General features: G+C 45.3%; 13 protein-coding genes and 1 pseudogene. 6 read left to right on the top strand and 8 right to left on the bottom strand.

Annotation, left to right across the window (positions count from 1 at the left end):
* Positions 1-13: 13 nt before the first annotated feature.
* From ACFW2W_RS26520 to ACFW2W_RS26510, 3 genes and pseudogenes are all read right to left on the bottom strand, one after another.
* A complete protein-coding gene (locus tag ACFW2W_RS26520; protein WP_378184927.1) occupies positions 14-799 on the bottom strand; it encodes a DUF5131 family protein in 786 nt (261 codons plus the stop codon).
* Positions 800-1,693, bottom strand: coding sequence for a three-Cys-motif partner protein TcmP (gene tcmP, locus ACFW2W_RS26515; protein WP_378184925.1), 894 nt, complete (start codon positions 1,691-1,693; stop codon positions 800-802).
* 179 nt (positions 1,694-1,872) lie between these two features.
* Positions 1,873-2,091: pseudogene (locus tag ACFW2W_RS26510) on the bottom strand (EamA family transporter); the annotation flags it as partial.
* 313 nt (positions 2,092-2,404) lie between these two features.
* Between ACFW2W_RS26510 and ACFW2W_RS26505 the strand changes: the two are divergent.
* Positions 2,405-2,752, top strand: a complete 348-nt coding sequence (locus ACFW2W_RS26505) for a hypothetical protein (protein ID WP_378184923.1) — start codon at positions 2,405-2,407, stop codon at positions 2,750-2,752.
* Between the two features lie 380 nt (positions 2,753-3,132).
* Here the strand turns inward: ACFW2W_RS26505 and ACFW2W_RS26500 are convergent, their stop codons facing one another.
* Both ACFW2W_RS26500 and ACFW2W_RS26495 read right to left on the bottom strand, forming a co-directional pair.
* A complete protein-coding gene (locus ACFW2W_RS26500; protein WP_378184921.1) occupies positions 3,133-3,531 on the bottom strand; it encodes a response regulator in 399 nt (132 codons plus the stop codon).
* Positions 3,532-4,102: 571 nt separating this feature from the next.
* Entirely contained in the window at positions 4,103-4,498 is a 396-nt protein-coding gene (locus ACFW2W_RS26495; RefSeq protein ID WP_378184981.1) for a response regulator, read from the bottom strand.
* A gap of 165 nt (positions 4,499-4,663) precedes the next feature.
* On the opposite strand from ACFW2W_RS26495, the gene ACFW2W_RS26490 reads away from it, so the two are divergent.
* The 4 genes from ACFW2W_RS26490 to ACFW2W_RS26475 are packed head-to-tail and all read left to right on the top strand — an operon-like array spanning position 4,664 to position 9,472.
* Positions 4,664-7,201 carry a DNA topoisomerase (ATP-hydrolyzing) subunit A gene (locus ACFW2W_RS26490; protein ID WP_378184919.1) on the top strand — a complete coding sequence of 846 codons (2,538 nt, stop codon included), beginning with the start codon at positions 4,664-4,666 and terminating at the stop codon, positions 7,199-7,201.
* Positions 7,202-7,231: 30 nt separating this feature from the next.
* Positions 7,232-7,435 (top strand): hypothetical protein, encoded by a 204-nt coding sequence (locus ACFW2W_RS26485; protein WP_378184917.1) that lies wholly within the window; start codon positions 7,232-7,234, stop codon positions 7,433-7,435.
* Between the two features lie 30 nt (positions 7,436-7,465).
* Positions 7,466-8,809: an ABC transporter ATP-binding protein gene (locus tag ACFW2W_RS26480; RefSeq protein ID WP_378184915.1), complete on the top strand. Its 1,344-nt coding sequence runs from the start codon at positions 7,466-7,468 to the stop codon at positions 8,807-8,809.
* A gap of 21 nt (positions 8,810-8,830) precedes the next feature.
* Positions 8,831-9,472 carry a restriction endonuclease subunit R gene (locus ACFW2W_RS26475; RefSeq protein WP_378184913.1) on the top strand — a complete coding sequence of 214 codons (642 nt, stop codon included), beginning with the start codon at positions 8,831-8,833 and terminating at the stop codon, positions 9,470-9,472.
* Between the two features lie 72 nt (positions 9,473-9,544).
* Here the strand turns inward: ACFW2W_RS26475 and ACFW2W_RS26470 are convergent, their stop codons facing one another.
* Positions 9,545-10,195 (bottom strand): HAD-IA family hydrolase, encoded by a 651-nt coding sequence (locus ACFW2W_RS26470; protein WP_378184911.1) that lies wholly within the window; start codon positions 10,193-10,195, stop codon positions 9,545-9,547.
* Positions 10,196-10,261: 66 nt separating this feature from the next.
* The gene (gene queG / locus ACFW2W_RS26465) at positions 10,262-11,254 is read right to left on the bottom strand and encodes a tRNA epoxyqueuosine(34) reductase QueG (protein WP_378184909.1); all 993 of its coding nucleotides are present in this window, start codon (positions 11,252-11,254) and stop codon (positions 10,262-10,264) included.
* Between the two features lie 228 nt (positions 11,255-11,482).
* Here queG and ACFW2W_RS26460 point away from each other — a divergent pair, with 228 nt between their 5' ends.
* Complete coding sequence (locus ACFW2W_RS26460) at positions 11,483-11,917, top strand: ketosteroid isomerase family protein (RefSeq protein WP_378184907.1); 435 nt, start codon at positions 11,483-11,485, stop codon at positions 11,915-11,917.
* A gap of 24 nt (positions 11,918-11,941) precedes the next feature.
* Here the strand turns inward: ACFW2W_RS26460 and ACFW2W_RS26455 are convergent, their stop codons facing one another.
* Positions 11,942-12,664 carry a molybdopterin-dependent oxidoreductase gene (locus ACFW2W_RS26455; RefSeq protein WP_378184905.1) on the bottom strand — a complete coding sequence of 241 codons (723 nt, stop codon included), beginning with the start codon at positions 12,662-12,664 and terminating at the stop codon, positions 11,942-11,944.
* Positions 12,665-12,671: the final 7 nt, after the last annotated feature.

Below are 12,671 nucleotides of genomic sequence, written 5' to 3'. Positions count from 1 at the left end.
GTGCGAGCGAAGTTTAAGTGAGAACCATTTTAGGTGGCTCTGGTCTGATAGCCGACTCAAAGTGCTGCTTAGAATCCCTTACGATTTGCTGAGTGATAGGCATTTCATCCCATGTCCGGTCTTCAAGTAATCGCCCAGCTTTCTTTTTATTAGTTCCGCCCCATTGTTTGAAAAAGAAAGGCACTTCAGCCTTTTGACATTGATCGCGGATATCAATAACCCATGCTGGGTCTATATGTCTAGCTTTGGGTCCCGACTCACCTCCGACAATGACCCAATCTATTCCTGTCAAATTGAGGTCATGTAATGGTCCTAAAAGGGGTTCAAGAGAGAGAAACTTGATTTTTGCTCCACTTTGACGCAGGTGATCGATCCGAAATATGTAGTTCTGATTTTCAACACTCACTCCCATCCAAATATTAGGCATCCAAGGGAGTTCATCGCTTATTTCTATAAGTCGCTCTGATCTTTTAGTTAAAATTTGAAAACGATGCCAATGAGCTTTTTGCATCACTTCAAAAACTTTCCTAATAAACTCAATGGACACATCCCTATGAAATAAATCACTCATTGAGTTTACAAATATAGTTCTCGGCTTCTTCCAGTGTACTGGCAACTCCAATGTATGTTCATGTAATGTGACCTTAAAACCATTTTTATAATTGGGTTGCCCCATTGCTTGAAGACGCAACGCCATTCTCTCAGCGTAACAGTGACTGCACCCAGGACTTATCTTTGTACAGCCTGTTAGAGGATTCCAAGTAACCTCAGTCCATTCAATATGTGATTTTGTGTTCATTTATTCTCTCCTCAATATATCTTGAGCGATTTTAATGGCGGTCGGTGTTCCCCGTTGATTGCTAGATGCAAAACATAGAAGATATAGAGGGTTATTCTTAGAAGTAAATAAAAGTCTTGGATTATCTGCAACTCCCGCAAATATAGTCTTTAAGCGTTCAATAAAATAACTTTTTAACGAATCAAAATTTGCCTTTTTCACTATGACTGTTTCTTCTCCAAATAATCCTACTCTTCTTTCTTCTGCATAAAACAAGTTGTACCAATCGTCTGTACCAATTATTATATCTATTTTCTTGCGGCATGAATCATTAATTTTGCCGTCTTTTTTAAGAAGTCTATTGAGTGCTATACCTATTGGAAAAAGATACCAGAGATCAATAGCTTGTGTTCGGGCAATAGCTTCAACTGTCTGCCAAGGAACTTGCATCCCATAAGGATCTAAAAATAAAACAGCACGCTCACTTTTTTCAAGCCAATTCTGGCTATCACAAATTTCTCTGATAAACAAGTTTGCATCTGAATTCTTTAATAAAATATCTCTGTTGGGAAAGTCCAGTTTTAAGGTTTCTAGCTCTTCAAATCTTTTTTTATCTCTTTCCACAAAGATATATTTTGTAAATTCGGGATTGACTTGAAGCGCAATTCGTGCAGAACCTTGTAAGTTTTTCTTTGATTCTTCTTCAAAAGTCCCGGTGAATAGCGATAATTGTGATTGCTGTTCTGATTGCTCATTCTGCTTAAGCGTTAGCCATCCAGTTCCTGCAAAGGCATCTATGTACATATATTGCTTGAACTTCTGATTCCTCATAATTGTTGTATATGCTTTGAGGTATTTGCGTACACGTTCCAATTTGTCAGTTGTCCAATTACCACCAAACATCTCTAACTCCATCAATTAGTTTCTTTCTTAAATTAATGCTCTACTAAAGCAAAATAGTACAGCGATGTATTTGGCGAAACTCTGTTGTAGCCAGATGTCAATTGTAGATACTGGCAAAGACAGCTAAAGTGATCGCTTGAGCCATTCTATACCCAGAAAGTAGCGATCGCTTCCCAACCAAACACCTATTCCTACCGGAGGCTAAATAGCACCGCGACACCGCCTAGTGCAACTAAAACGCCTAAGATAGCTCGAAAACTGACAACATTACCCATCCAAATCGCTAGAGGTAAAATAAACAAAGGGCTAGTAGAACTTAGCGTTTGGGCAATTCCGGCGGGGGCGAATTTCAGAGAAGTTTGTTGCAGCCAGATGCCGAGATAGGTGCTGAATAAGGCGGTTATGGCGATGACTTCCACGATGCACCAAGATTGGAACGGTTTAAGCCAGCCGTTGACTTCTCATGCAAAAATTTGTAATCCAATTAAAAAAAATTGTTAAAAATAGCATCCCTGTTTTTTGAATTGGTCATCCTGATGTAAATTTTACCGAAAGGCATACCCCTAAGTTCAGGCTGCACACTTCTTTTGGCGGATATTTCTCGCTTAGCAAACATTGTATAGATTTACTTCAGCGGGATGCCAAAGATGTTAGCAATGTGACCATACTATTCTTTAACAATTGGTAGGATTCAGCAAGAAAGAAAATATTGAGGAGACTGCTATGAACTATACCTTTGAAATTTTAGGGGTATCTCCCATTCTTTATTTCTTCAACCATCAACAGGAAATTATTCAAGCAGAGCCACATAGAGCCGAATACTTAGGAAGCCCTAAATGCACGCTGGATGCTTTTCTGGAATCAGTCGAAACGGTTCCACCCAAGCGAGGCTGGAATTTAGAAGAGGTTTTGGATACGATCATAGACTTTTGGCTGAATAATTCTGACAATATCCAATATTGGAACAAGCGCCTTAAGGATGCTGGCAAAGAGAATTTGGTAGTCGCAAGAGTTGCCGATATAAAGGCATTACGGGCGGAGTTTGACTCCTTATTGGGTCAAAATTTTTAACTTATTCAGCATAATCGCACCTAGACGTAGGCGCGAGTCAGTATTACTCGCGCTAACTGCTTGCGGCAGCGCCAACAAAGGTCGCATCATTGAGGCATTCATGGGGAACAAACAGCGAAGAAAGCCCAGACGTTACGCTTGCCCGACAGGTCGGCGCTTCGCGATCGCACTCTAACATGGGGCACGATTGGTCAGTCCTTAAAAATTGCCACCCATCTACTATTTCTGAAATAATACAAGTGTACTAAACTAGGTTTTACCTAACCAAAGACAGAACCTGAGATACTCAAGTCTTGGAGACAGCCGTCACAAAAGGTTTTGAAGCAAGAGCGAAAGCAACTCACCTGCATGAAGTTTGCACCGCACGATTAACATCAAAACTACTTTTGTTGTATCAGTGCCAGAATTTTATCCACAAACAGTTGATGATCGACAACTGGTTTAGAAATGTATTCATCGGCACCACTTTGCTGGAGGAAATTTTCGCGATCGCCTTCCATTGCATTAGCTGTCACCAGAATAATCGGTAGATTGGCAGTTTGGGGGTCAGCTTTTAATATTTGGGTGATTTTTATGCCATCCACTGATTTACCTTGGTAAAAACTGTTTGTTAAGGAAACATCCATCAAAATAATGTCAGCCTCCTTAGATTGGGCAATTTGAATTACTTCTTCTACATTTTCAGTATGTTTGACTTGCAAACCGGCTCGCTTTGTCAGGATTTTAGAAAAAACCCGAACATTAATCGGCTCGTCTTCTACAATCAAAACGGTTTTCATCGAGTTTTTCCCTTCAATAGCGTTTTTTTGCAGAGTCGTGGTCGTGGCTTTTTGGTTCAAGCCTATTATGAAAAATTCTTTCTTACGTTGGCATTTATCGCCTAATTTGTCATCAATCGCAATATGCAATTTTTCTGTTGTCAATAAATGGAAATAGAACTTATGGCAAAACAACTGAACCGACTTTCGACTGGACAGTTTTTCTAGACAGGATTACACGCAAAGATGCAACCGTCATATTTTGAAGATGCCCTTGAATATGCCATGAGCGCGATCGCGCCCTCGTGCCTTACCAAAGTCCGCGACAGTTTAAATCCCAGTTCGTGGGATTAACGCCAGATCGTCCCTCCTGTAGGTTTGCCGGAGTTGTCGGGGGATGCGAGTCACGCCAGGTAAAGAAACCACCCCCCAGGATTCCTTAATTAATACAAATGTACTAAACTGGTGGCAACACAAGAGGGCAAAAGCTGAAAGGCAAGCAGCCACCAGAGAGCCTTCACAATAGAAATGGAAGACCTTGATTTCAACTCAGGGCGGTAAAAGCCCGCCCTATGCCTGCAACATAAAAGTATTATTGTGGCAACAATGCCTTGATTTGCTCCACAAACAGTTGATGATCGACAACTGGTTTAGAAATATAGCCATCGGCACCACTCTGTTTGAGGAAATTTTCGCGATCGCCCTCCATCGCGTGAGCCGTAACCAGGATAATAGGCAAACTAGCAGTTTGCGGGTCAGCCTTCAACATCTGCGTGATTTTTATGCCGTCAACCGACTTACCCTGGTAAACACTATGTGCCAGGGAAACATCCATCAAAATAATGTCAGCCTCACCGGATTGGGCAATTTGCATTACCTCTTCCACGTTTTCGGTATGCTTAACTGCCAAACCGCCCCGCTTGCTCAGAATCTTAGAAAAAACCCGAGCATTAATCGGATCGTCTTCTACAATCAAAACGGTTTTCATCAAGTTTTTCCTTTCAATGGCGCTCTTTGGAAGAGTCGTGGTCATAGCTGCGGTTCCATACTACTGTGAAAGGTTCTTTGTCACGTTGCCATTTGTGACGCTATCGGTCATCAATCTCCAGATGCAAAAAAATTTTACGTTTTCAGGAAATAGGGAATAAAACTCATGGCGAAACAACTGAACCTTTTGGCAACCGGACAGATCATCCCCACGCCTTTACACGCGGAGATGCAACGGTCTTATCTTGAATATGCCATGAGTGTGATCGTCGGGCGTGCATTACCCGATGTCCGCGACGGTTTAAAGCCGGTGCATCGGCGCATCTTGTATGCGATGCACGAACTCGGACTGACGCCAGACCGCCCCTACCGCAAGTGCGCTAGGGTGGTTGGGGATGTTTTGGGCAAATATCACCCACATGGCGACCAGGCGGTTTATGACGCCTTAGTGCGTCTGGTGCAAGAATTTTCCAGCCGCTATCCCCTCCTCGGCGGTCATGGCAACTTTGGGTCGGTGGATAATGACCCACCTGCGGCGATGCGTTACACGGAAACGCGACTGGCTGCAATTAGTCATGAAGCGCTTCTGAGTGAAATTGGCGAAGCCACAGTTGACTTCATCGGCAACTTTGACAATTCCCAACAGGAACCAACCGTACTGCCAGCTCAGCTGCCAGTGTTGTTACTCAACGGGTGCGCTGGAATTGCCGTCGGCATGGCAACGAATGTGCCGCCGCACAACTTGGGTGAGGTGGTGGATGGTTTAATTGCCCTGATCGAGCGACCCGATCTCCCAGACGAGAAGCTATGGAAGCTAGTTCCGGGGCCAGATTTCCCCACGGGAGGCGAAATTGTCGGGACAGAGGGAATTCGGGAAGCTTACAACACGGGTCGCGGTAGCATCACCGTGCGGGGAGTCGCCAAGATTGAGGAAATCGCGGCAAGTCGGGGACGACACAAGCGGACGGCAATTGTGGTGACGGAATTGCCTTTCCAGGTGAATAAGGCGGGTTGGATTGAGAAGGTAGCGGAACTGGTCAATCAGGGTCGAATCGAAGGGATCGCGGATCTACGGGATGAAAGCGATCGCGAAGGAATGCGCGTGGTGGTGGAACTGAAACGAGACACCAATCCTCACCATGTCCTCGATCAACTCTATAGACAAACAGCGCTGTGTACCAATTTTGGCGCGATCCTGTTGGCGTTGGTAGATGGGCAACCGCGTCAGCTCACGTTGCGCCAGCTGTTGGAGGAATTTCTCAAGTTCCGAGAACAGACGCTGACTCGGCAGTATACCTACGAATTGGGTGAGGCAGAACGACGCATTCACGTTGTGGAAGGGTTGCTGGCGTCTTTAACCGAGTTGGATGCGGTGATTGAAATTCTCCGGAATGCTCCTGATGGTAGCACCGCCAAGTTAAGGCTACAAGAACGGTTGAATATCAGTGAGGTTCAGGCGGATGCTATTTTGTCAATGCCCCTGCGACGCCTCACTGGCTTGGAACGGCAAAATTTACAAGCTGAGTTTAAGGAGTTGTCAGAGAGAATTCATCTGTTGCAACTCCTGCTGAGCGATCGCGGCGAACTCCTAAAAGCTTTGAAAAAAGATTTGCGATCGCTCAAACGCAAATTTACCGATCCGCGTCGCAGCAAGATCCTGACTGGGGCGAAAGAATTAAAGACTCAGCCACCAGAAAAAAAACCAGACTCAAAAGGCAAAACTCACAAGTCAGAAGCCAAAAACTCTACTCAACCCGCACTCCTCACTCCTGGGCACTTAGAAGAAGAGGCAGTTCTGGAGTTTACCCAGCGCGGATATGTCCGGCGCTTACCTAAAAATGGGAATAAATCCGCGTCTGGGAAAGGCGATGGCGGCAGTCGTCCGGATGATTTTGTCGTCAAAACTCAGCACACTTGCACCCAAGCCGAGTTAGTGGTAGTCAGCAGCGGCGGCAAAGCTTACCCTATCAAGGTTGGTGAGATTCCAGCAACCGGGAAGCAATCGCGGGGAACGCCGCTGATTGGCTTGCTGTCCAACTCAGCTCAAACTGCGGCAGAAACGATTGTCTCCAACTTTTTCCTGCCTGAAGATCCGCAAAGTGCCGATTTAATTTTGCTTAGCGAACAGGGGAGAATCAAGCGCCTGCCTCTGGTAGAACTGGCTAACCTCACCAGTCGCGGCATCACGCTCATGAAGCTGAAAGAAGACGATCGGTTAAAGTACGTCAATCTGGCTAGAACCGGCGAACAGCTCGTCTTGGCGACTGGGGGTGGGCGTTTGCTGCGGCTTCAAGTCAACGATGACCATCTACCCTTGATGGGACGCACGACGATGGGGGTGCAGGCGATGCGGCTGCGGCGTTCCGAGCAACTGGTAGGAGCTTTAACGCTGGGTGATGATGAAAACATTTTAATCGTTTCCCAGTTGGGGTATGCCAAACGCCTGCCGATGAGTACGATCCGACTGGCAAATCTCGGCGATCTTGGCACTCAGTCACTGCATTTTACAAGCAAAACCGATGCTATGGCAGCGATGGTCGCGGCTCCAGCAAAGTCGAAGATAATCTTGCTGACAAGCGCCCAGCGAAAGCCCGTGCAAATGCCGGTGGATTCGATGCAGTTGCGGGGTAAAGATGGGACGGGCGATCGCTTGATCGAACTCAACCCGGACGAAAAAATTATTACTGTCGTCCTTTGTTCGTAGTTCGGGGTTCGGGGTTTATGGGAAAGGGCGATGAATCCCGAACTCGGAGCAATTCAGGACTCGCCGCACATCACCACATCTATGAGGGCAACCACAGGGGGATTGAACCGACAAGAACGCTATATGTATAAGCTTTGCGTAAGTCCTGCAATTAATTCTTTTCCATCACAAAATTCCCTATTGCTTTGGTTCTCAGATTCTCCTGAGAGTGTTGTGCTGCAAGTCAGTGATTGAAAATAGATTCAGTAGTGGGTATTAATAGCCGTGGCACAAGTTGTTATAGAAAACGTTTACAAAAGCTTTTCCGCTCGTCAAGGGGAAGTTGTCGCAGCGATCGCGCCAGAACCTCTGCTGACGCCAGTGGATGACGGGTCCCTGGTTGTAGATGATAAACCTTCGCCTCCATCTGGAGCTACGAATGTCTTGCGACGGATTAACCTGACGGTGCAAGATGGCGAGTTTATGGTGTTGGTTGGTCCTTCCGGTTGTGGCAAAAGTACGCTGTTGCGGCTGATTGCGGGGCTGGAAGAATTGACGGGGGGCAATATCCGGGTGGGGGACACTCTAGTGAACGATTTGCCGCCAAAGGAACGAGACATCGCAATGGTGTTTCAAAACTACGCCCTCTATCCCCACATGACGGTGTATGACAATATTGCCTTTGGACTGCGGCGCACGGGGCGTACAGGAGTGGGGGCGCAGAGGAGTGGGGGCGCAGAGGAGGGGCATCCTGCACTCAACCCACAGTCCTCCTTGCCCATTTGGGCGGAGAATCTGTTAGTGGAAATGACGCGATCGCTTCCAAAAGGTCTTCGCTATCTGCCTGCGCGAGAAAAAGCGATTAATGAGCAGGTGCGAACGGTTGCTCAATTGTTGCAAATTGAGCCGCTCTTAAACAGGTTGCCAAAACAACTATCGGGAGGACAAAAGCAACGAGTCGCATTGGGACGAGCGATCGCTCGCAATCCTCAAGTATTTTTAATGGATGAACCCCTCTCAAACTTAGATGCCAAACTTCGGGCAGAAACTCGCGCCCAAATTGTTAAATTGCAGCGACAGCTTGGCACAACAACCATTTACGTCACCCATGACCAAACGGAAGCGATGACAATGGGCGATCGCATTGCTGTGATGAATCACGGGAAAATCCAGCAAATCGCTGCACCGTTGGAACTTTACAACCACCCAGCCAACCGTTTTGTCGCAGAATTCATTGGTTCGCCGCCAATGAATTTTTTGCCGGTGCAGGTGAAAGCACCGCTACTTATTACCCATTCTCAATTTCGGCTCACTCTCCCCGATATTTGGGCGTCAGCACTGCAAAAATACGATGGGCAATCCCTGACTTTAGGCATCCGTCCCGAACACTTAATCATTGGCGTTCCCGCCCCCAAAAATCTACAGGTGCGAGTAGATTTGGTGGAAGCACTAGGTAACGAAACTTATTTATCTGTCACTTTGCTGGAGTCAGCGATCGCGTATTCCTTACAAGTACGGATTCCACCAGACAAAGCGGTGCGAATAGGCGATCGCTTGTGGTTATCGCTGATGCCTGAGAAAATCCATTTCTTCGATCCGCAGACTGGCATCGCAATTCCCTCTTGTTAGTTAATTACCTGAAATAAAAGCATGACAACTCTCAATGCCCGCAATTTATCTCTAGATGATATTCATCGTCTTTTCGGCTTCCATAAACAGTACAACGGCTCCTTCACACCCTTATTATCTCTAGAACCACTAACAGAGTTTGAGCAGCAGGAACTTGTGCAAATTCGGAATGACTTTGAGCGATACCTGACAGCAGGAAAAGTTTCAGAAGGACAGGTAAAGCTTCTTACCGTTGCTCCATTACTGCGATTAGCTGGCTTCTATCGCTACCCTATTCAGATTACCTTAGAAGAAAACATCGCAGATATCAATATCACCGATGAAGACACCATCATTACAGGACGGTTTGATATTTTAGCAGTCAATAAAACTCCCCAGACAACAGCTAACGTATCTTTTTGGGTTTTGGTAATTGAAGCTAAAAATAGTCAGGTTGAGGCTTTCACTGGTTTACCTCAACTGCTTACCTATGCCTATAAAAGTTTAGAACATCAAACATCAGTTTGGGGGTTGACAACAAATGGACTGCGATATCAATGGGTGTATATCCAGCGGGGAAATCCCCCGACTTATCTGCTAATGCCAGAGTTGAACTTGATTGATTCTGAGCGTTTAATCCAATTACTACAAGTTCTCAAAGCTATCTGTAAGGTAATAGGCTAGTCAGTATTTATCTAATACTAGGACAGCAGAGCGGCGTGTCCTAACAATAACTTTAGAGAGCCGCATCCATCTTTACAATGGCTGTTTTTGTAAGCTTCCTATAACTTCTAACAGTTCGCTAGGTTTGTCAATCAAAAAATCTGGGTGATGTTTGGCTAAAACTTCTTTTGAATTAAAACCCCAACTGACTGAAATTACTTTTATCCGACTTTTTCTTGCCGCTTCGATATCTCTTGTTTCATCTCCAACATAAACCATATCACTAATTTGAATATTTTGTTTCTTTGAAAAATTATTAATTACTTTGTGCTTTCCAAAAATTGTTGGGGCTGAATAAATAAAATCAAATAATTCTATAAAATTATTCTCCTTCAAAAAAAGCGTAACATTCTCTTTAGAGTTAGACGTGATAATTCCTAATTGATTACCTTGAGCTTTAAGCTCGGTAAAAGTTTCTTTAATCCCTGGGAAAGGTTTTAAATCTTGAATCTGATTATTTAATCTTATTCTAACTTTCCTAAGTAAAAATGGTAATTTAAAGATGGAAACGCCAGAGAATTGAATAATTTCTCTAGAACTTAAATTTTTAATCTTTTCGATATCTTCTAGACTGGCTGGCTGATATCCGAATTCTACAGCTAAACGATTAGTAATATTCACGACGGCATCGAGGCTATCAGCAATTGTGCCATCAAAATCAAAAATTATGACTTTTAGGGTCATCGTTTTGGGTGTATCTCAACTTGGGATGAATTTTGTCTAGTGTAGTGCCTACTTGCTCACACTATTTCATGCATCAGGTGAAGCATTTGAATCCAAATTTGCCCTAGCATTGCGCCGCAACATCTCCGGTTTTATCCGCCGTAGCGCTGAGGCGGGAAACCGACGATCCCACTCTTCATCGGAAATTTCCGCTAATTCGGTCAGAATCGGAGCTACATTTCCAGAATAAGGCTGAAACTCGGCAACATCCGTAGGCTGAGAAAAACGCTGATTCCAAGGGCAAACATCCTGGCAGATATCGCAACCGGCAACCCAGCCTTGCATCGGAGATGGAATAGCCTGTACTCCGTCCCGCTTCGCTAACGGCATCGCTTCGCTTAGCGCATCTGGTAACTTTTCAGCCCGATTCTCAATTGTGTGGTAAGCGATGCACCGATTGGCGTCTACGACAAAGGGCTGGGTAATTGCACCCGTGGGACAAGCATCTATACAACGAGTACAAGTGCCACAGTGTTCAGTATGGGGCAAGTCAGGCGTTAAGTCGAGGTTGGTCAATACTTCCCCTAAAAATACCCAAGAACCATACTCTCGCGTAATGACATTTCCATTCTTGGCAATCCAGCCAATTCCAGCTTGCTGTGCCCAAACTTTATCTTGCACGGGGCCAGTATCAGCATAGTAACGCGCAGAGATGCCTTCTCCCTGCTCTTGCAGCCAAGTGGTGAGTGCTTTCAGCTTTTTATGGAGAATTTTGTGATAATCCCGTCCCCAGCCATAGCGGGAGATTTTGGCGTATTCGCTGCCATTCGGACGCTGGTGAGGCGTGTAATAGTTGAGGGCAATACAAATTAGCGATCGCACTTCTGGCATTACTAGATGGATATCTTGCCGCTTAGGATTCGCCATCCATTCCATATCCGCCTGATAGCCTTGTGCCAGCCACGCCTGCAACCGCTGTACTTCCACCTCTGCCCCATCTACAGCCGCGATTCCCGCCTTGTGGAATCCCAATTCCAAGGCTTTTTGTTTCACTTCGCTACTACTGACGGGTACTTTCACAGGCAACGATGGCGAACTGGCAAGTCAGCGCAACGCGCGATCGCATCTGACCCGAATCATTATAGTTTCTCGGATTTCGGTTTGGGAAAGTTTAATTAAAGTTTGTAAATCAATATTGAAACCAGTCAAGGCGCAAAACCGGGAAATTTCTGAAGAATCCCTCCATAAGCGCAGGTGTAAACCTGCTTTTTTGTTTAATATTGATCGGTGTGATTTGCCGGAAATGCCATGACACCAGCTGACGACCTACTTTTAACTTCCGAATCTGAATCCACCACCGAGCTGACAATTGCCGGAATAACAGAGCCTGTCGTGCTACGCTATTTTGAAACGATGAATGCAGGCGACTTTGAGGCAACTGCTGCTTTGTTTGCAGAGGATGGGGCAATGAATCCCCCGTTTGAGTCGCCCATTGTGGGGCATGATGCGATCGCATCCTACCTGCAAGCAGAAGCCAAGGGAATGACTCTCTCTCCCCGTGAAGGAATTAGCGCAACTTTAGAGGATGGTGACACGCAGATTCAGGTTAGCGGTAAAGTCCAGACTCCCGTTTTTGGAGTCAATGTCTCTTGGATATTTATCCTCAACCAAAAGCAGGAAATTGTCTACACCAAAATCAAACTTTTGGCATCTCCTCAAGAGTTACTAAATTTACGACGCTAAGCCTTTTAAAATAATCAAGCTTGCCTACAGCCCCCCAAACCACTCATAACCTTGGTCTTCCCAATAACCCTTAGCGGGTGACAAATTGCTGACTAGCATAATGTGAGTCACCCACTTACTCTGCTTGTAGCCAAGTTTAATTGGTGAAGCCAACCGTAGAGGCGCACCATTATCAACTGATAAAGGTTGACCATTTTTTTGATAAGCCATTAAGGTTTGGGGATGCAGGGCTGAAGCAATATCCCAGCTTTCGTAGTAGCCATCAGCAGACTTAAAGTAAACGTAGCGGACATTTGCTTTCGGTTGCACCAAAGCCACTAAATCCTGCAAGCGTATACCACCCCATTGTACAATTGCCGCCCAACCCTCGACGCAAATATGGCGAATTGTCATCGAAGTTAGGGGCATTTTTTGAATATCTGCCATGCTTAATTGCAGCGGGTTGTTAACATCACCGTCAATCGTTAAACTAAACTTTTCCGGGTCAATTTGTGGGGTTAAGTCAAACGTATTGATTAGCAGCGCATCTGGCTGAATTGCACTGGCAGGAAATTCAGGAACAGGCTTTTGAGGGTTTAATAGTAAAGTTTCAACACTTTGGTTGAGGGGTTCAAAGGTTTTACCGGCGATGTCTTCAAAAAGACTTGAACCGCAACTACTCAGAAGTAAACCCATGCCAGAAATTCCAGATAACTGAATCAGTTGGCGGCGGGTTAATAGGCGACGGGGAACTTGAATCGGATGCATAAAATAC

Origin of the sequence: Coleofasciculus sp. H7-2, assembly GCF_042747725.1 — a bacterium.
Taxonomy (GTDB): Bacteria; Cyanobacteriota; Cyanobacteriia; order Cyanobacteriales; family FACHB-T130; genus FACHB-T130.
This window is presented reverse-complemented; position numbering and strand designations above follow the sequence as displayed.